At 46.1% G+C, this 18,985-nt stretch carries 20 protein-coding genes, 3 tRNA genes, 1 other RNA gene and 1 riboswitch; of the genes, 18 read left to right on the top strand and 6 right to left on the bottom strand.

Annotated elements, in window-relative coordinates; translation table 11 throughout:
- Positions 1 to 165: 165 nt before the first annotated feature.
- Genes CR205_RS08780 through CR205_RS08765 form a run of 4 tightly spaced genes read left to right on the top strand, consistent with a single transcriptional unit; the run spans position 166 to position 3,112 of the window.
- Positions 166 to 975 (top strand): metal ABC transporter ATP-binding protein, encoded by an 810-nt coding sequence (locus CR205_RS08780; protein ID WP_110518719.1) that lies wholly within the window; start codon positions 166 to 168, stop codon positions 973 to 975.
- Positions 968 to 1,798, top strand: coding sequence for a metal ABC transporter permease (locus CR205_RS08775; RefSeq protein WP_110518718.1), 831 nt, complete (start codon positions 968 to 970; stop codon positions 1,796 to 1,798). Before CR205_RS08780 ends, CR205_RS08775 begins: the two co-directional genes overlap by 8 nt.
- Before the next feature lie 18 nt (positions 1,799 to 1,816).
- Positions 1,817 to 2,653 (top strand): metal ABC transporter permease, encoded by an 837-nt coding sequence (locus tag CR205_RS08770; RefSeq protein ID WP_110518717.1) that lies wholly within the window; start codon positions 1,817 to 1,819, stop codon positions 2,651 to 2,653.
- 24 nt (positions 2,654 to 2,677) lie between these two features.
- Positions 2,678 to 3,112, top strand: coding sequence for a Fur family transcriptional regulator (locus CR205_RS08765; RefSeq protein ID WP_110518716.1), 435 nt, complete (start codon positions 2,678 to 2,680; stop codon positions 3,110 to 3,112).
- Positions 3,113 to 3,379: 267 nt separating this feature from the next.
- On the opposite strand, the gene CR205_RS08760 is transcribed toward CR205_RS08765, so the two are convergent.
- Entirely contained in the window at positions 3,380 to 3,952 is a 573-nt protein-coding gene (locus tag CR205_RS08760; protein WP_110518715.1) for a hypothetical protein, read from the bottom strand.
- A 107-nt stretch (positions 3,953 to 4,059) separates the two neighbouring features.
- Between CR205_RS08760 and CR205_RS08755 the strand changes: the two genes are divergently transcribed.
- A complete protein-coding gene (locus CR205_RS08755) occupies positions 4,060 to 4,464 on the top strand; it encodes a DUF4190 domain-containing protein (protein WP_110518714.1) in 405 nt (134 codons plus the stop codon).
- A gap of 136 nt (positions 4,465 to 4,600) precedes the next feature.
- Here CR205_RS08755 and ispG read toward each other — a convergent pair whose 3' ends face one another.
- Both ispG and CR205_RS08745 read right to left on the bottom strand, forming a co-directional pair.
- The gene (ispG, locus tag CR205_RS08750) at positions 4,601 to 5,728 is read right to left on the bottom strand and encodes a flavodoxin-dependent (E)-4-hydroxy-3-methylbut-2-enyl-diphosphate synthase (RefSeq protein WP_110518713.1); all 1,128 of its coding nucleotides are present in this window, start codon (positions 5,726 to 5,728) and stop codon (positions 4,601 to 4,603) included.
- A 99-nt stretch (positions 5,729 to 5,827) separates the two neighbouring features.
- Positions 5,828 to 6,217 carry a hypothetical protein gene (locus CR205_RS08745; RefSeq protein WP_110518712.1) on the bottom strand — a complete coding sequence of 130 codons (390 nt, stop codon included), beginning with the start codon at positions 6,215 to 6,217 and terminating at the stop codon, positions 5,828 to 5,830.
- Positions 6,218 to 6,356: 139 nt separating this feature from the next.
- On the opposite strand from CR205_RS08745, the gene CR205_RS08740 reads away from it, so the two are divergent.
- From CR205_RS08740 to CR205_RS08725, 4 genes are all read left to right on the top strand, one after another.
- A complete protein-coding gene (locus CR205_RS08740; RefSeq protein WP_110518711.1) occupies positions 6,357 to 7,562 on the top strand; it encodes an MFS transporter in 1,206 nt (401 codons plus the stop codon).
- 87 nt (positions 7,563 to 7,649) lie between these two features.
- Complete coding sequence (locus tag CR205_RS08735) at positions 7,650 to 8,552, top strand: DUF1002 domain-containing protein (RefSeq protein ID WP_110518710.1); 903 nt, start codon at positions 7,650 to 7,652, stop codon at positions 8,550 to 8,552.
- 366 nt (positions 8,553 to 8,918) lie between these two features.
- Entirely contained in the window at positions 8,919 to 9,548 is a 630-nt protein-coding gene (locus CR205_RS08730) for an NfeD family protein (protein ID WP_110518709.1), read from the top strand.
- A 293-nt stretch (positions 9,549 to 9,841) separates the two neighbouring features.
- Positions 9,842 to 9,929: riboswitch (cyclic di-GMP riboswitch) on the top strand.
- 28 nt (positions 9,930 to 9,957) lie between these two features.
- Positions 9,958 to 10,101, top strand: a complete 144-nt coding sequence (locus CR205_RS08725) for an anti-repressor SinI family protein (RefSeq protein WP_110518708.1) — start codon at positions 9,958 to 9,960, stop codon at positions 10,099 to 10,101.
- A 105-nt stretch (positions 10,102 to 10,206) separates the two neighbouring features.
- Here CR205_RS08725 and CR205_RS08720 read toward each other — a convergent pair whose 3' ends face one another.
- Complete coding sequence (locus tag CR205_RS08720) at positions 10,207 to 10,548, bottom strand: helix-turn-helix domain-containing protein (protein WP_110518707.1); 342 nt, start codon at positions 10,546 to 10,548, stop codon at positions 10,207 to 10,209.
- Positions 10,549 to 10,863: 315 nt separating this feature from the next.
- Positions 10,864 to 11,664: a DUF1189 domain-containing protein gene (locus CR205_RS08715; protein WP_110518706.1), complete on the bottom strand. Its 801-nt coding sequence runs from the start codon at positions 11,662 to 11,664 to the stop codon at positions 10,864 to 10,866.
- Between the two features lie 272 nt (positions 11,665 to 11,936).
- Between CR205_RS08715 and CR205_RS08710 the strand changes: the two genes are divergently transcribed.
- The 5 genes from CR205_RS08710 to CR205_RS08690 all read left to right on the top strand — a co-directional run bounded on the left by CR205_RS08710 (position 11,937) and on the right by CR205_RS08690 (position 14,550).
- Positions 11,937 to 13,571, top strand: coding sequence for a Na/Pi cotransporter family protein (locus CR205_RS08710; protein ID WP_110518705.1), 1,635 nt, complete (start codon positions 11,937 to 11,939; stop codon positions 13,569 to 13,571).
- Positions 13,572 to 13,759: 188 nt separating this feature from the next.
- Positions 13,760 to 13,836 (top strand) — tRNA-Met (locus tag CR205_RS08705).
- A gap of 6 nt (positions 13,837 to 13,842) precedes the next feature.
- Positions 13,843 to 13,919: transfer RNA gene (locus CR205_RS08700), tRNA-Ile, on the top strand.
- 48 nt (positions 13,920 to 13,967) lie between these two features.
- Positions 13,968 to 14,060, top strand: a tRNA-Ser gene (locus CR205_RS08695).
- Positions 14,061 to 14,220: 160 nt separating this feature from the next.
- Entirely contained in the window at positions 14,221 to 14,550 is a 330-nt protein-coding gene (locus CR205_RS08690; RefSeq protein WP_110518704.1) for an iron-sulfur cluster biosynthesis family protein, read from the top strand.
- Here the strand turns inward: CR205_RS08690 and CR205_RS08685 are convergent.
- Complete coding sequence (locus CR205_RS08685) at positions 14,525 to 15,385, bottom strand: undecaprenyl-diphosphate phosphatase (RefSeq protein WP_110518703.1); 861 nt, start codon at positions 15,383 to 15,385, stop codon at positions 14,525 to 14,527. The genes CR205_RS08690 and CR205_RS08685 overlap by 26 nt on opposite strands.
- Before the next feature lie 249 nt (positions 15,386 to 15,634).
- Here CR205_RS08685 and CR205_RS08680 point away from each other — a divergent pair, with 249 nt between their 5' ends.
- From CR205_RS08680 to ssrS, 4 genes are all read left to right on the top strand, one after another.
- A complete protein-coding gene (locus CR205_RS08680) occupies positions 15,635 to 16,243 on the top strand; it encodes a superoxide dismutase (protein ID WP_110518702.1) in 609 nt (202 codons plus the stop codon).
- A 112-nt stretch (positions 16,244 to 16,355) separates the two neighbouring features.
- Entirely contained in the window at positions 16,356 to 17,033 is a 678-nt protein-coding gene (locus tag CR205_RS08675) for a protease complex subunit PrcB family protein (protein WP_110518701.1), read from the top strand.
- A 377-nt stretch (positions 17,034 to 17,410) separates the two neighbouring features.
- Positions 17,411 to 18,667 carry an MFS transporter gene (locus CR205_RS08670; RefSeq protein ID WP_110518700.1) on the top strand — a complete coding sequence of 419 codons (1,257 nt, stop codon included), beginning with the start codon at positions 17,411 to 17,413 and terminating at the stop codon, positions 18,665 to 18,667.
- A 61-nt stretch (positions 18,668 to 18,728) separates the two neighbouring features.
- A non-coding RNA gene (gene ssrS, locus CR205_RS08665) (6S RNA) lies at positions 18,729 to 18,916 on the top strand.
- Positions 18,917 to 18,985 lie beyond the last annotated feature (69 nt).

The following is an 18,985-nucleotide window of genomic DNA, read 5'->3' as shown; positions in this document are numbered from 1 at the left end:
GTCGTGATGAAAGAAGTGATGCAGGCTAAAACGGCTTTGTTTACAAACAAATGACCCTCCTGTATACTCGTATAAGATATAAATCGGAATCGTTCTTAAATTCCAGCTGAGATTCAGGCTGATTTCTATTAGGAACGTACGGTACAGAGGAACGTGGTGTGACTAATGAACAAAACAAAACCAGCAGTTGAAATTAACAATTTAAGCTTTGCCTATAACGGACGAAACGTCCTTGAGGATATTAACCTTAAAATTACCGAAGGATCCTTTCTCGGCCTCGTCGGTCCAAATGGGTCAGGAAAGTCCACGCTTGTGAAGTGTCTATTGTCGCTTTTAAAGCCGGATGAAGGAGAAATTTGTCTGTTCGGTCAACAGCTTTCCAGGTTTGACGACTGGAGTGATATTGGCTTTGTGAGCCAGAAGGCAAACAGTTTTAACAGCGGCTTTCCGGCAACCGTGTTTGAAGTTGTATCCATGGGGCTGTATGGGAAAGTGGGACTTTTTCGATTCCTGACAAGAAAACACAAACAGGAAGTACGAAATGCTATTGAGCAGGTGGGTATGGAAGAGTATATGAACGCCAATATCGGCCAGCTTTCCGGCGGTCAGCAGCAGCGCGTGTTTATCGCCCGGGCACTCGTAAGCCGACCGAAACTGCTGATCCTTGATGAACCGACCGTTGGAGTTGACGCCAAAAGTGTGAAACGCTTTTACGACATGCTGAAGGATCTCAATGTGAACCAGGGTATTACCCTGATTCTTGTGACACATGATGTCGGTGCCATGACAGAGTTCGTAACGGATGTAGCCTGTCTGAACAAGCACCTTCATTTCCATGGTGATACGAAAACGTATGAAGAGCAGGAAGAAGATATGATGTCACGTATGTACGGACACGATGTGCAGGTCCTCACGCATAATCACGATCATCCTCATGACCATGATCACGATCCCGGAGGGCAGAGCCGTGATTAGTGTATTTTTCCAGTACGATTTTTTAACGTATGCCCTCTATACGGGGATGATGGTCGGTTTTCTCGCGCCTGTTCTGGGCGTTTTTCTCGTTGTTAGACGGCTCGCCCTTGTGGCGGACGCTTTGTCACATATTACCCTTTCCGGCATTGCGTTCAGTCTCCTTCTCGGACGGCACTATGCCCTTTTTGCAGGACTTAATCCGGTCTACATGGGAGCCGCATTCGCCGTAGGAGGCTCGCTCATGATCGAGCGCCTCCGTACGGCCTACAAGTACTACAAGGAACTGGCCATCCCGATTATCCTATCTGCTGGAATCGGAATAGGCGTAGTGTTCATCAGCCTGGCTGACGGCTTTAATACGGATCTGTTTAACTATCTTTTCGGGAGTGTTACAGCTGTCCGGCAGTCGGATTTTCACCTGATTGGCGTAATTACCATTGTCGTGACGCTAGTACTCGTCCTGTTTTATAAAGAGCTCTTTTATTTGAGCTTTGACGAGGAACAGGCGGTTGTCAGCGGCATACCTAGACGATTTCTTCATTTTCTGTTTATCGTCATGGTTGCACTTGTGATCGCTGCCTCAATGCGCATAGTCGGCATTCTTCTCGTGTCGTCACTTATGACACTGCCGGTTGCTTCTGCCATGCGGCTTGCAAAAGGATTTAAGCAGATGTTTGTCTACTCGGTCATTTTCGGCCAGTTTTCTGTGATTACAGGACTGGTGAGTGCCTTTCATCTGAACCTTGCTCCAGGTGGAACAATCGTTATGATTAACGTTTTTATTCTTATTATTGTGGTCCTGATGACCCGAAAACGGGTCTAGAGTGAAGGTGTGAATGAAATGGAAATTTTACAGCAGCTGACATTTTTAGAACGCGGTATAATTGCAGGACTGATCATCGGGTTTGTCTGTCCGCTCCTCGGAGCCTTTCTTCTTGTAAGAAGAATTACGATCATTTCTGAGGCGCTGTCCCACATTACGCTCACAGGGATTGCGGCAGGTGTTTTTCTCAGCCAGTCGGCTTTGTGGCTCGGATTTGTGAATCCTCTTTATACAGGCCTGGTCTTTTCTCTTGCCGGTTCGCTCCTGGTGGAGAAGCTTCGGCAGATTTATAAACACTTTCAGGAACTCGCCATCCCGATTATCCTCTCTTCCGGAGTAGGACTCGGAGCAATTTTGATCAGTATGTCGGGCGGTTCTTATAATGAATGGTACAATTACCTGTTTGGAAGCATTGTGACTGTTACAATCGGTGATCTCGGTTTTATCATCGCTACAGGCATTATTGCACTAATCATACTCTCTGCTTTTTATAAAGAACTGCTCTCCATTTCATTTGATCAGGAGTTTGCAAAAACATCGGGTCTTAAAGTAACCCGGATTAATTTTTTCTTTTCGGTTCTGATTGCAATCGTGATTTCCATGAGTATGAAAGTTGTCGGTATTCTTCTTGTCGGGGCTATGGTAACGCTTCCGGTAGCGGCAAGTATCCAGCTGGCAAAAAGCTTCAGGCAGGTGGTTATTCTCGGTATTATTTTTGGTGAACTGGCCATGATCGGCGGTATTTATTTTTCCTATCATCTGAATGTGGCTACCGGTGGGATGATTGTCGTAACCGGTGTGACTATTCTGCTCATTTCGGTTTTGATAAAACGTTTCAGAACGGGACTTGCTTAATCTGATAACTGGAGGGACGCTCGAATGAATCTGGAACAGGCACTCAACGTAATGAAAGAAAAAGGATACAAGCATACCGGAAAAAGAGAGGACATTCTCGCTCTCTTTTCGAGGGAAAAACGCTATCTTGCGGCCAAGGATGTGCTGCAGGCACTGCAGGGAACGTATTCGGGTCTGAGCTTTGATACGATTTACAGGAATCTGAGTCTGTTCTCAAATCTCGGTATTCTTGAAGAGACGGAGCTTGAAGGAGAGAAAAAATACCGGTTTGCCTGTTCCACTGATGATCACCACCATCACCTGATCTGTGTGGAATGCGGGAAAACAAAGCACATCCACACCTGCCCGATGGACACGATCAGTGAAGAAGAGAGCTCTTTTACGATTACCGGCCACAAATTTGAAGTTTACGGTTATTGCGGGGCTTGCGGAGAAAGAAGAAGCAGTACAGGTGCATAATCGGATATTTCTGAACCGTTCTTCGCATCCGAGGGACGGTTTTGTTTTTTTCGGTATCTCGATTCGATGGGGAAGCAGAGGTTCTTCACTGTGTATCGTACTAAAATACGATGAAAAGCGGGTGGAAAGCATTAGAAAGGGGATAAATTGTATTAAACCTGAGGACTGACTGGGAGCAATGAGACGAAGAGCGAGCACCAAATTGTACTCATCACTTAAAGACGAGGACGCGGGGGCTGAAAGCCCCCATTAGCGCACCCAGGAGTGTTAACCAAACAGCCGGCGAACGGTTTCCCGTGCTTCAGCCCAGCTGCTGACCCTATGGACGAGTCCGGGAACCGGATCCTGATTATACGGGGTATTCATAAGTACTACCGGAATGCTGCATTCTTCGGCAATTCCGACTGCGTTATCGTGTTTATCCTCGAAAAACGCATCCACATCGTGGTTTTTTACGGCATCTATTTTATCGTGCTTGCCGAGAAGTTCGATATGGTGATAGGGGAGTGCGTGCTTATCAAACCATGTCTTCGTCAAATCCGTAAACCGTGTGTTTCGCGCACTGATATAAAACAATTCGTGCTTGCGCTCCCATTCAAGAAGCGTTTTCTTTGCCTCTGCTGCCAGGGCAGCGGATGCATATAGGCTGCCTTCGTGCTGCTGCATCCACTTCCAGAAATCCTCACCGCTGATGCCGAGTACACGGCTTAAGTCGTATTCGGTAATGTCATTAAGTGTCAGGTCCCGCTCAAAGTGCTCATTAATCGCCGGGATGAAAGTAGCCGGATCTGTAATCGTACCATCAATATCTATGCCGAATCTGTAAACATTTTTTGTCATCTAGATACACCTTCCTATCTCCATTATTTACACACCAAAGAAAAGGGTCAGACCCTTAAGCCCGTCACATACTAAGCTTACGTCCGATGAAAAAGAGGGGGATGATCATGGACGAACGCAAACCACGCACGGATTTGCGGCTTGTGGAAGAAGAGCGGGATCACGGTTATTATGACCGTGAAACCGACGAGAGCCATGAATACAAGGAAGAAACATCAGCGGAGTATGTACCTAATCCCGGACTTGCCGGCAGCTCTTTTAACGAAGATACTGACGATGGGGAAGCGGATTTTGAGGACACTGACTCCAGAGATGATGGAAAAGGGATGGGTGCCATCGGTGTGGCCCTCGCCCTTGTCAGCCTGTTCTTCCTGCCGGTAATCCTTGGTGCAGCCGCCATAGTGCTCGGCTTTATTACACGGGCAAAAGGGCATGCTGCTCTGGGATACACGGCTATTGGTATTGGTGCCTTTTCGATTATTATCAGTCTGTTTATGTCACCGTTCTTCTAACCCCCTGAAATTCAGGAGGGTGCCTTAATGGCTCCACAGGAAAGCACCAAAAAAGGGTGTCCCGGAGGCTTCTGACCTCTGGGGCACCCTTTTTTTGTTCTCCCTTTTTATATACAGGAGTCAAAAAAGTGACAGCTTAAAGCTTTGCTTTTGCAGCCTCTGCTTCCGCTTCTTTTTTACGCTGTTCTTCATAGTGAGCCTCAGCCAGTTTGTCGATTTCCTTTTTCAGTTCTTCGACCATGATTTCTTCCGGAACCTTACGGATGATCTCCCCGTGACGGAACAGAAGACCTTCTCCGCGTGCACCGGCAATACCGATGTCCGCTTCTTTAGCCTCGCCGGGTCCGTTAACTGCACATCCCAGAACGCTTACTTTGATCGGGGCATGCACCTGCTGTATATATTCCTCAACCTCATTTGCAATACTGATGAGGTCAATTTCAATCCGGCCGCACGTCGGGCAGGAAATAAGTGTTGCTGCATTTGCCGCAAGTCCAAACGTCTTGAGAAGTTCCTTCGCTACTTTTATTTCCTCCACAGGATCGGCACTCAGGCTGATTCGCATTGTGTTGCCGATGCCTTTATTTAGAATCACGCCAAGGCCTGCAGAACTTTTAACGGTACCTGCAAAAAGTGTCCCGGATTCGGTAATTCCAAGGTGAAGCGGGTAATCAAAGGCTTTGGCAGCTTTTTCATACGCTTCAACTGCCAGACTTACGTCAGAAGCCTTCATGCTCACAATAATATTGTGGAAGTCGAGATCTTCAAGGATTTTAATGTGATGAAGAGCACTCTCCACCATACCGTCCGCAGTAGGATAACCGTATTTCTCAAGAATCCGTTTTTCAAGTGAGCCGGCGTTTACGCCAATTCGAATCGGGATATTTTTTTCTTTCGCTGCATTGACAACCGCTTCAACTTTTTCACGGCGTCCAATATTACCGGGGTTTATCCGGATTTTATCGGCACCGCCTTCAATTGCCTTGAGAGCAAGCTTGTAGTCAAAGTGAATATCCACAACGAGTGGAATGCTGATCTGCTTTTTAATTTCAGGAATCGCTTCTGCCGCACGCATATCCGGACAGGCAACACGGACAATCTGGCAGCCCGCTTCTTCAAGCCGCTTAATTTCCGCTACGGTCGCCTCAACATCGTGGGTTTTTGACATCGTCATGCTCTGAATAATGACTTCGTCGCTTCCGCCGATCGTTAGAGGACCAACCTGTACCGGGCGCGTGTTCTTGCGATGGGTAATCTGGGTCACTGAATCATCGCCCCTTTATATTTATGGATAAAATTCGAAAATAGTGTCCTCACATATTGTATCAACGCATCCCGATACTGGCAAGGACTTCACATCGAGTTAAGGCCTCTGGCTCTGCAGTTGAGCCTGATCCGGATAAATTGGAAACCGGTACGTTTGGCCAGTCTGGATAGCATGAGCATCGGTCTGCGGATTCAGAAGTTCAAAATCTGTGACAATCCGCTCAAAATTCGCTTCAATAACCTGACCCTGATGAAGGGCCTGGACAATCGTATATACGGTATGGCCGGATTGAACAATCACTTCCTGGTAGGAGATCTCCAACGGCGGGGGCACTTCCTGCTCCTGAGCTCCTGGAGTTTCTTCCTGCAATTCGGGCGCATCTGCTGCACCGGTACCGGACCGGTCGGGTAATGTCCCTTCTGTCAGATCATAATAAACACTGAACGCCAGCACCACCACAAGTCCGAATACAAGCACCTGCTTCATCACGCACCTCCAATTAAACATCTGTTAAAAAAGAATATGCTTGTCCATTTCAATTCAGAACAAGTGAGATTTCGATGTGGTATTACAGTCCATCCAAAAAAACATCACAAGACTTTTACGGGAAGCAGGTGAAAGATAAATGACCACTCGTGAACGCATTATTGTTTTTATGCTCGGTCTTTTGCCTTTTTTAATGGTGATCGGTAATTCTATGTTTATTCCGCTGCTTCCAACGATGGAAGTAGATCTTGCCATCACTTCATTCCAGTCAGGTATGATCCTGACTGTTTTCTCTGTTCCGGCAGCACTTGCGATACCGTTTGCAGGGATCATTTCGGATAGGATCGGAAGAAAAAAAGTAGTTGTCTGGTCACTGGTTACCATTGCCGCCGGCAGTGTAGTCTGTTCTATTGCTGTTCTGTTTTATGGACCGGCCGCATACAGGTGGCTTTTGGGAGGCCGTTTTATCCAGGGTATTGGGGCGGGCGGTACGGCTTCGCTGGCTATGGCATTTATCGGTGATCAGTTTACCGGCAGAAAGAGAAGTACCGCCCTTGGGGCAATGGAAGTATTTAACGGACTCGGTAAGGCACTGAGTCCGCTGCTTGGAGCTGCAGCAGCGCTTGTGATATGGACAAGCACGTTTTGGATTTACTTTTTAACGGCTATCCTTGCTATGATAGGTATCGGAAAATACATTCACGAAGCACCGCCGGCACGGGCGCCAATGAAGTGGAAAGAATATCTGGATACTGTCATCGGTGCGGTGAAAAGAGAAGGCCGCTGGCTTATTCCGGTCATGGCGGCAGGTGGGGCAGCACTTTTTATTCTATTTGGTCTTCTAGTTTACCTGAGCTATGAAATTGAACGGATCTACGGGTACGGAGGAGCCCTGAAAGGTGTTATTATTGCCATTCCCCTTACGGTCTTTACGATCGCATCCTATATTTCAGGCAAGAAAACGGGGGGAGAAGCAGGGGAAATCCGCACTTATTTTACAATGGGGTTTGCCCTTATTCTTGTACCACTGACGCTTGCCCTTCTCTGGCACTCATTTTTGGCAGTACTGCTTTATATGGTGGCTGTTTCAGCGGGCATCGGATTTTTGCTTCCCTGCTGTAACCTGCTCGTAACTACTGCCGTCTCATCTAGTGAAAGGGGGATGGTGGTCTCTTTTTATCATATGATCCGGTTTTTAGGGGTAGCGTTCGGTCCAGTTGTCTTTAGCGTGTGGATGTTTGATGAATGGGGGATGTTTGCCCGCTCCCTTGTAATCATCGCCGTTGCTGCAGTCTGGCTCAGGCTGACACTATCTGGAACTGAACCGGTTGCGGAAGACGCTTAACAGAGGTCTTTTGCAATATAAGAAAAAAATGTAAACTATACACATAGATAGAGACTGCACTGCAGTCCGGAAGGAGAAATGAGAAAGATGAAATCAAAATTATTTAAAAGTACAATGGCGGTGTTTGCCGGATGGTTCGCATTTGCGAGTATCAGTTTTGCCGATGCAGCACCAGGTGACGTAATTGTTACACTCGGAGAAGATTTAAATAGCGATCAGCGGTCTAAACTTCTTGATGAGATGGAAGTAAATGAAGACGAGGTATTGCTGGTCGAAGTAACCAATGAAGAGGAGCATCACTACCTGGGAGATTATATATCAGCGAGCCGAATCGGTACAAATGCCCTTTCTTCAACCAAAATTACACTTCTTGAAGAGGGCGAAGGAGTTAATGTGGAAACGAACAGGATTGACTGGGTAACTGAAGCGATGTACGCCAACGCCCTGGTAACAGCCGGCGTGGAGGATGCGGACATTTACGTGACGGCTCCGTTTAACGTCAGCGGTACGGCAGCACTTACCGGTCTCATTAAAGCTTACGAACTTTCAACTGATGAAGTGATTCCGGAAGAGCAGAAGCAGGTGGCCAATGAGGAAATGGTCAAAACCGCCCAGCTTGGGGAAAACGTAGGGGTGGATAAGGCTGCAGAATTAATGACACGAATTAAGGAAGAAATAGCAGAGGGCAACGTAGAAACTGAAGAAGATCTGCGTGATCTCATCGACCGGATTGCGCGTGAGCTTGGAATTGAACTTACTGAAGATGAAAAGAACGGCCTGGTTTCATTGTTCCAGCGCATGCAGAACCTTGATATTGACTGGAACCAAGTGCAGGATCAGATTGGAAAGATTCGCGACAACCTTAGTGAATTTCTTGCGAGTGAAGAAGGGCAGGGGTTGATCGACTCCATTCTTAACTTCTTCAATTCGCTTATTGATGCAATCCGCAGCTGGGTAAGTTCCAACGTGATCATTCCGTTTAAAAATTAAGCTCTGTTAAAGCTCATTGTTGATATTTCTATCGTTGATTGAAGCGAACGCGCGACACTCCTGCGGGAACAGCACCGGCTGAAGCGGTGCCCGCGGAAAGGGAGCGCAGGGAGCGGTAATCAACAACAGACTTTAACGTAGCCAAAAATTAAGCTCCGCAACCAGAGCTCCGCAATTGCGGAGCTCTTTTCAGCATATAAATCAGTCACAGGGTATGATAAAGATTGAAACTGGTAAGGATAAAAAACATTCTTTACTCTTTGACAATTGTGTGAAACCTTTTCTATGAGTCCTCCGTATATAACCTATACGCACTATTCTGTTATGATTAAAGTAATGAACACTTAATTGTAAGGAGGAAAACCGATGGATATGCTGGAATCTGCAACAATAGGCTTTTTAGTTGTTTTTCTTGGCACGCTTTTCGTATTCGGTGAAATCATGGTCAGGGCCAAAGGGCTTTTCGGAATTCTCGGCATTGCGATCATGAGTCTGTACTTTTCCTATCACCTTTCGCCGGATCTTGGTATGTGGGTGGTTCTGCTTTACCTGATCGGTCTCGCATTGATCATATTTGACGGTAAGGTGACAACAGACGGTACAATTGCCCTCGTCGGAGTTCTTCTGATGATACTGGGTCTGTCGCTGCCGACTCCAGGAATGGTCTACGGTACGCTTGTTGCGTTTGCCTTGATTCTTGCAGTACCAACTTCATTTTTGTTCACTAAAGTGTTCCCATCCCGTAATCTTTGGGATAAAATGACGCTAAAAGACAAACTTGGCGATGAAGAAGGCTACAATTCGATGAATGAATCGTATAAAGAGCTTGTCGGAAAATCAGGTGTTACGAAAACGCCTTTCAGACCGACAGGCACGGTTGAAGTCGAAGGAAAGCTTTACAGTGCCACATCCGACAATCAGTGGATCCAGGCGGATGAGAAAATAAAAGTCGTCAGCGTGGACGGCACCAGAATCGTGATTGTTCAGGAAAATTAAAATGTGGAATTTTGTAAGAGGCAGTCGCAGACTGTCTCTTTTCCATGATTAACGTTCTTTACCAATTGCCTGTGAATGTAAGTCTGGGTCTTAAGATCTAATTTTATTTGTGTGACAATATTCTGCATATTTTTCCAAGGTGATCATATATAATGGACGTACATCAAACGTTCTATTTCGTATGTCTTTTCTACAAGTTTCACCAGGACAAACGTCATGTACAGATTTGGAAATGGTAAGTGAGTGGTCAGTTGAAAAGGAGCATTTGAACAGACAAGAGGGATGATCCTACCTCTAGTTAAAGGCAAACCTTTCGAAAGAGGGGGACGCAAAGCTACGGGTCTAAGACTGTGGTTCAGTTAAGGCCGCCGGGTTATCTAGTGGGGAATAACTTGAGGAGGGATTGGGAGTGAAACCGGTAACGGATCAGAATGATGTGCATTGGGATGAGGAATGGGTGCAGCTGATCACAGAAGCAAGAGAGCAGGGATTAAGTGTTGAAGAGGTAAGGTTATTCCTGGCAAAAAAACTACATAAAGAGATTAGTCGATAATCGTATTTCCCTGCGCCTCCGGTACTGCCGGAGTGCTTTTTTTTGTGAGCACAGGAAAAGTCAACTGGTACACGAAAAAAGAAAACCCTTAAGGGAAGGGTTAAATTATTTCTTCATTTTCCACTTATTAAACTCCAGGAAATCTCTGAACTCCTCTTTTGAAACCCCTGAGTCCATTGCTTCGCGAACGAGGGTCTCCCACTCTTCATCAAGATTTCTACCACCGAAACCGGCATCCGTTCCACTTTCCAACCGGTCTCGCAGCAGATGATCAACGGAGATTCCCAGCACCCTTGAAACCTTCTCGAGAAACTGAATAGAAGGGTTGGATTGGATACCCCGTTCAATTGCACTGAGGTAGGATTTAGCCACGCCGGCGCGCTGGGCAAGTTCTGTAAGTGATATTCCTTTTTCTTTTCGAAATTTTTTCACCCGTTCTCCGATCATAGGACATATCTCCTTTAATATCAATTATGTATTGAATTACATGACTTTTATTATGAATATTCGTCGGACAACCGTTCGCTATGACGGTTAAAATGTTCACTCCTGTTCGTTCATACTTAAATATAGCATAAACGTCCCAGATTGGGACAAATTTTGTCGAAAATATACACTGTGACACCGATTATAAGGAAAATACCTATAAATAGTAATTAAATATCCCTTTCAGCTGGGAGCTGCTAACCAGTTACTGACTTAAAGATATTCTCAATAAAAAAGTAAGACCGGAGGTATTGGGAGCCTCCGGTCAAACAAATACTATTCCACTGATTGATCTGTGTCTTCTTCTTTTTTAGGCTTTGGAATATGACGAAGCACCTGGAACAGCAGGACAATGGCGATGGTCCAGTAAATGGCAAACTGAAACGGGATGGCGACCGGCAGCGCGTTGAACAAGGCGATAATCATCGTTGGAAGCGTGACGGTAAATGCCGAGAGTACCCATAGATGCTTATAAGTCAGGTTCGGGAGACCGGCTGTTTTTCTGAAAATCAGTCCAATCAGGGCAAGGAACGTGACGCCGATAAATTTACTTGCAGTGTAGAAAAGGTACATAAGGACGACAATGAGGCCAATAATAACTGGGAGCAGCCCGGAAACGGCTTCTACCAGATCCTGTGCGTCATCTTTTGTGATATTAAAACCGAAATCATTATAGTTGATCGATTCCTGTGGTACACCGCCGGTAATCAGGACAGCATCCTCCTGCAGCAGAGCGAGTGCATCTTCATAATGAATCACATCCTGTTCTGTCATCTCTCCATTTGGATCAATAATCAGCGTGCGGCCGTCTTCTTCATTAATGTAAGGTTCATCAATCTCATTTGACTGCAGGCTCCCATCCTGAATTTCAAAATAAGGGATGTCATCTGTAAGCTGGTCGTCAAGTTCAGAAACAAATGAGTGAAACGTTGTTCCGACAACAATTGCAAGCGGCAGGATCGCAATCAGCATAAGGAGGAACACATAGCCGATGGCCCTTCCAATTTTGTGGTGACGGAATTTTGCAATGGTCGAAGGTGAGTAGAGGCTTACTACAAACTGTTTGAAAATGTTCATTCTCGTACTCCTTTACGGGTGTTGTATGTATATAATCCTCTTTTAGTTTAGTCGATTTTTCACGCGGGCACAATCTTTCCTTACATATTAAGTACTATTTTGAAGAGGTTCTGACTGTAATTGTTGTGTTTTTTTAACAGTGGTTCTCATTCTTAATATAATCTTTACAATTCATTAATAAAACATTAATACTGCCGCTGTACAGTTGGAGTCGTTGGACAGAAACGCAAAATAGAAGAGACAATACATCAGACAACTGACAGGTTAAGGAGATGAGCGCGTTGGACACACAGGAATTAATTTTTATGTTTATTGGCGGTCTCGCAATTTTTCTTTTTGGAATCAAGTTCCTTGGTGACGGACTTCAGAAAGTAGCGGGGGACAAGCTGCGGGATATACTTGAAAAGTTTACTAGAAACCCGGTGATGGGGGTTCTTACTGGTATTATGGTGACGGTGCTTCTGCAGACGAGTACCGGGGCTACAGTTTTGACTATCGGGCTTGTAAATGCAGGCTTTTTAACGTTCAGACAGGCGATTGGTGTCATCATGGGTGCCAACATCGGTACGACTGCAACAGCATTTATTATCGGACTTAATATTTCCGAATACGCTCTGCCGGTTCTTGCAATCGGAACGTTTCTCATCTTCTTTATTAAAAATAAAAAAGCAAACAACTTTGGACAGGTATTTTTCGGGTTCGGTGCCCTCTTCTACGGTCTGAATCTGATGGGTGACGGACTTCGCCCGCTTCGGGATCTTGAAATTTTCCGTGAACTGACGATCAGCATGAGTGAAAATCCGATTCTGGGTGTACTGATCGGGATCATCTTTACGGTAAGTGTACAAAGTTCTACAGCAGCGATTGGTCTCCTGCAGCAGCTGTATACACAGGAAGCTCTCGATTTGGCAGCAGCCCTGCCGGTTCTGTTCGGTGACAATATTGGAACCACGATTACAGCTGTGCTTGCTGCTCTCGGTGCATCACTTGCAGCTAAGCGTGCAGCTGCCGCTCATGTTATCTTTAACGTAATCGGGACGATTCTCATTCTGATCATAATCAGACCTTATACTGCATTCATTGCAGCACTCGGTGAACGTCTTGATTTGAACCCGGCAATGGAAATTGCATTCGCACACGGCATCTTTAACGGTGCAAACGTACTTATTCAGCTGCCGTTTGTCGGTATACTCGCCTGGATTATTCTGAAGGTCATTCCTGGCAAAGAAACAGAAATTGAATTTAAAGCCCAGCATCTGGATCCTGCCATTGTGACCCAGTCATCTTCCATAGCTCTAGGCCAGGCGAAGAAAGAAACGCTTCGAATGGCTGAGCTTGCCCAGCAGGGACTGGAGGAAGCCGGCATGTTTGTAGAAACGAAAAAAACACGCCATGCCGAGCTCACGTACCAGTTTGAAGATGCAATAAACAATCTTGACAGAAAAATTACAGACTATTTGATTCAGATTTCAACAAACTCTTTATCCGATGATGAGTCAAGGCTTCATTCTACACTTATGGATACGGTGCGGGATCTTGAGCGTGTCGGTGACCATATGGAGAATATTGTGGAACTGACCGAATATCAAATTACGAATAAAGTAAAAATCTCGGATCTTGCAATGCAAGACCTGAATGAGATGCTTACACTCACAAATGAAACGCTCAAACAAGCTGTTGAATCACTTGAAAACGATGATTTGATGGCAGCGAGATCTGTTGTGCTTAAGGAAGAGAAAATTGATAAAATGGAACGCCAGCTTCGTAAAAAGCACATTATGCGCCTGAACGAAGGAAAATGCAGCGGTGCGGCCGGCATCATCTTCGTTGATATGATCAGTAACCTTGAACGGGTCGGTGACCACGCTGTAAACATTGCTGAAACAGTGATCGGGGAAGAGGACTGAACAGAAAAAATTTAGTTAAAAAGGAAGAAGGGGACTTGGCGCCCCTTCTTTTTTTGTGTATGATAAGAGAGTTCTGAATGGATACGGCGTGATTATCCTTAATCTTTACAGATCTGTTAAAAAAACAATTGACTTCTATTGTAATTGCATGCTAAGATATTCATTGTCTTTAAAAGAAATACTGTTACGGCGGTGTAGCTCAGCTGGCTAGAGCGTACGGTTCATACCCGTGAGGTCGGGGGTTCGATCCCCTCCGCCGCTACCATTTTCAGGACCCTTAGCTCAGTTGGTTAGAGCAGACGGCTCATAACCGTCCGGTCGTAGGTTCGAGTCCTACAGGGTCCACCAATACAACTAATACATATGAGCCCCGTTTTAAGCGGCGGTAAATGATACGGAGGAATACCCAAGTCCGGCTGAAGGGATCGGTCTTGAAAACCGACAGGGGCTTCACGGCCCGCGGGGGTTCGAATCCCTCTTCCTCCGCCATATTACATATCCAGTGATCTGTGTGTCCGTATTCGTGACATGGAGATCGCTTTTTTATTGGCGTGGAGTGGGGTAGCATTGCCAGCGGAAGGTTGCTCTGTTTGAACAGAGCCACTACAGGGCATGGGACATACTATAGCAGAAGAGGAAGGTGACTGAGATGAAAGTACACGTGACAGAAGATGCAAAAAAGGTTTTACTCGACCGCATTGCGGTTGCGGAGGAAGCGATTATTGAGATTGAACACGATACAGATGGATGCGGATGTGTGGTGAGTGGTGTAGCACGTCTTGTACAGCTGGAAGAAAAGCCCGGAAAGTACGAAACACTCACTACGGATCTTGAAAGCGTAACTTTCGTCATTGATCCGCAGGTGAGCGTGTTTTTTGATAAAGAAGTGATTGTGGACTTCCGGGGTGGAAAGCTCCAGCTGAAAAGTCCGAATCAGATGCTCAATCCCCGCCTTAAATTCGTCCCCCTTGGGGCATAAAAGCTGAGGACACAGCAGCTGGCTCATTCCCGTAGAAGACCCAGACAAGGATGCCGAGTGCGATACAGTAAACCGCAAAATAGGAAAGCCTTGTCCGCTGAACCATGCTGATGAGCCAGCGGATGCCTGCGAGAGCAAAAACAAATGCGCTTGCAAATGCCACACCCAGACTCAGAATACTTGTATCAGCCAGTGTATCCAATGAGGTAAGTTTAAGAAGCGTCAGCCCTGAAATAATGGGGATGGAGAGAAGGAAGGAGTACCGCAGTGCCTCTTCCTTTTTTAGTCCGAGCATCATAGCGCCAACCAGTGTGCTCCCGGCTCTGGAAATGCCGGGGATAACAGCAATTGCCTGAGCGACCCCGATCCAGCAGGCATCCCGGATCGAAATATCTCCCTGCGCTTTTCTTTCTTTGAACCCCCCGTGTTCAATAAATACGAGAAAAATGCCTGTAATAATTAATGCCGCTGCTATCAAAGAGAAATTTGTAATGCCGCTTCCGAGTGTGTTTTCCAGCATCTTTCCTACTGCGAACGTGACAACGGTGGAAATGAGAAGAAGCAGTACAAAGCGGAAATCATTTTTATGTTCGTTTTCCCTTTTTAAGACATACTTCAGCGTGTTCTCTGCCAGGTTTAAAAGTTCTTTTCTGAAATAGACGAGAACAGCAAGCAGTGAAGCAAAATGAAGAAGAATTTCAAACGTAAGGGTCGGGTCGTGGTAGGATATACCTAGCACTCTTTCTGCAATGAGAAGGTGAGCGGAGCTGGAAATCGGCAGAAACTCACTGATTCCCTGTACAAATCCGATAATGAGCGCTTCAAGCCAGGTCATTGAAAATGCTCCTTTCTGTCAATTGAGGTCTCGTCCTATTTATATGAGACCGCTTTACATCTATGACAGCAAGACGATTTCCCCAAGTGTTTAACGTTTGAATAGAGCGGGTATATCTGGTAATGTAAAAACGTAGAGCGCAACGGAACAGCCTCTGCGCGTTTCGTGCGTCCTGCAGACGGTGATGATGAGGTTTGTACACCTCATTCACATAAAAGCTACATACTATAATCAAGGAGGAGATTTAAGATGGCATTCACACTACCGGAACTACCTTACACACATGACGCATTAACTCCGCACATTGACGAAGAAACAATGAAGATTCACCACGGGAAGCACCATAACACCTACGTAACGAAGCTTAACAGTGCCCTTGAAGGACATTCCGACCTTCAGAGCAAGAGCATTGAGGAACTTCTTACTGATCTTGACGCGCTTCCTGAGAGCGTTCGCGGCCCTGTACGCAACAACGGCGGCGGTCATTACAACCACACGCTTTTCTGGCAGATCATGAGCCCGAACGGCGGCGGCGCACCTACTGGTGACCTTGCCGATGCCATCAACAGTGCATTTGGAAGCTTCGATAAGTTCAAAGAAGATTTCAAAAACGCTGCTCTTACCCGTTTTGGATCCGGCTGGGCGTGGCTCGTTGTAAACAACGGCCAGCTTGAGGTAACAAGCACGCTCAACCAGGACACCCCGCTTTCTGAAGGGAAAACGCCTTTAATGGGTGTAGACGTATGGGAGCATGCGTACTACCTCAAATATCAGAACAAGCGTCCTGACTACGTTGATGCTTTCTTCAACGTTGTAAACTGGGATGAAGTTGAAAAACGTTATTCTGATGCGAAATAGCAGATAGTAAACCGTTCCGGCCATGCCGGAACGGTTTTTTTCTGTGTTGTAACAAAGCCTCCGGAATATACGACTGTAGTAGTAACAACTTTAAGAAAGGGAGGTGGCTTCCATGAGAAAAACGATTCTGCTTTCGTGGTTTCTACTTCTGCTCGCGGCGGGATGCGGTCAGGAAGCAGGGAATACGAGCGGGTCTGTTGAAGAGAGTGAGAGTGAAGAAGCCACAGAAAGTGAGTCCGATGAAACCGCTTCTTCAAAAGACGAAAAACATCACGAAGAACCTGACTCAGCGCAGGACTCACTGGAAGATGATCCGAAAATGGGGAAAAATGAAAAAGAATCCGAAAGCAGGAAAAAAGAGAGTAAGACAGAAAAAAACCAGGAGGGGACGGCAATGACAGATTATAAAGTTCTCGATCGAAAAGAAGCAGCTGCTTACCCGGAAGTCAAAAGCTATCTATCCCAACTTGTCCAGAACACGGACCTTAAGGGCTACCGTGCATTTGAAGTTTCTGACGGCTGGGTACTTGTCGTTTCAACGGGCATGCGTCCTACCGGGGGGTATACGCTGCATGTGGACGATGTAACCGTAACCGAGAGCGGCGTTTCGGTGCACGTGCGGGAACAAAAGCCGGCACCGGATGCGATGGTCACACAGGCTCTGACCAATCCCGCTGCTGCAATTCATTTTCATCATGCAGAACTCCCGCAGTCCATTACGGTGAAGGACAGTCTGACCGGCAAGGCATACTCTCACTGGGAAAAAAGCACAGGAACTGAGGAAATGTAACACCAGGCCCTTTCAGAGGGCTTTTTTTGTTTGGCTCTGTTAAAGTCAGTTGTTGATTTTCTCTCACTGCGCTCCCTTTCCGCGGGCACCACTGCAGCCTCCTCGGGAAAAAGAACGTGCTTCTTCCTCTGCAAATTTAGCTTCGAAGCATATTCGTGAAGTAACCGCTCGTCCCTACGGGGTCTTCCGTCGGCCCCGGAGAACGCATGGAATGAGCGGAAATTAACTACTTACGATACACGTTCGTTGATAAAAAATACTGTAAATACTGAAGTTTTAAGAATAATGTTGGATTGTTAAACCGGTCTTTGAATCCAGAATAACTCCCTTCTCTTTTGGCACACTAATGGACGTGACGAGAGAAGGAGAGTTCAGCCATGAAACGATTTCTGCAGACGCTTGTCGGCGACATCGAACTGAATAGGGACCTGAGTCTGCTGCTCCTGATCGGAGGGCTTTATTCTCTGGGGATAGCACTTTCCAATACGTTCGTGAATGTTTATCTTTGGAAACAGTCCGGTGAGTATGTGGATATTGCTCTTTACAATCTGGCTGTTGTGATTCTGCAGCCACTTACCTTCCTGCTTGCGGGCAGGTGGGCAAAAAAGATCGATCGTGTTATTGTCCTGAGGCTTGGTGTAATATTTCTGAGTATCTTTTTTACCACCGTTCTCATGATGGGAGAGAACGCAGGGAAGTACCTGCTCGTTCTCGGTGCCCTTCTTGGAATCGGCTATGGTTTCTATTGGCTCAGTTTTAATGTGCTCACGTTTGAGATTACAGAGCCTGAAACAAGGGATTTCTTTAATGGTTTCCTTGGGATCCTCACTTCGTTTGCCGGTATGATCGGTCCCATTGGTGCCGGATTTATTATCACACATATGGAAAAGCTGACCGGATACCGTGTTATCTTTGCCATTTCGCTCGGTCTTTTTTTATTGGCGGTTGTACTCAGTTTTTTCCTGAACCGGCGTTCTGCAGAGGGCGGGTATCACCTGAAGGACATTTGGAGTTTGAAGAAGGAAGATTCGAATTGGAAGGCGATCCTTTATGCTCACTTTTTCCAGGGACTCCGGGAAGGGACGTTCATCTTTCTGATTGTTGTATGGATTTATGTGGCAACGGGGAGCGAACTGGCTCTTGGTACTTACGGGCTTGTAGCCTCAGCAGTAGCCTTTATCTGTTATTATCTGACGGGACGGTTTGTTAAGCCGGCACTCAGAAAAAGGGCCATTTTAATCGGCGGACTTATGCTTTACGGCGCCATTTTTCTCATTATATTTGAACTCAATTTTGCTCTGCTGTTAACGTATGGGGTGGTGGTATCCATCGCTTACCCGCTTCTACTCGTACCTTATGTTTCCCTTACTTATGATGTAATCGGAAACGGATGGAAGGCCGCAGAAATGCGAGTAGAATACATCGTTGTAAGGGAATTGTTCTTAAACTTCGGACGAATTACGTCGATTGTCCTTTTTATCGGTGCGGTGCTCCTGATGGGAGATAGACCGGGAATTCCAATTGTGCTTCTCATTCTGGGTGCAGGACACACGATTATTTACTGGGTGGTCAGAAAAATCCAGCTGCCCCATGCCGAACACAAGGAAACGTTTTCTGTTATGAAGAAAAGATAATCAAGACGGCTAAATGTGTTGAAAAAGAACACGAATATGCTATAATGAAGTTGAAATTTAAGAGCGCCTGCGGTGTTGGTGAACTTCGAGCTAATTCGAACCGAACACCAATTCACATTGGGAGTTCAAAATTGAAATGTCTACAGCATGCCTCGTAAGCTGAGGAAGCTGGAAACATTTCTGCGAGCACCCACCTGCTTAGCGCGGGTTCGTGATGTCTTTGGAGATAACCGCATTCGCGGGCTTTCAATTTAAAGGTGGAGACCCCATTAGAAGAATGGTGTCTTATTTACATACATACCATGACCAGAGCAAGCG

This window comes from Alteribacter lacisalsi (assembly GCF_003226345.1).
GTDB lineage: Bacteria > Bacillota > Bacilli > Bacillales > Salisediminibacteriaceae > Alteribacter > Alteribacter lacisalsi.
The sequence above is the reverse complement of the archived record's forward strand: the minus strand, read 5'-3'. Positions and strand labels throughout refer to the sequence as shown.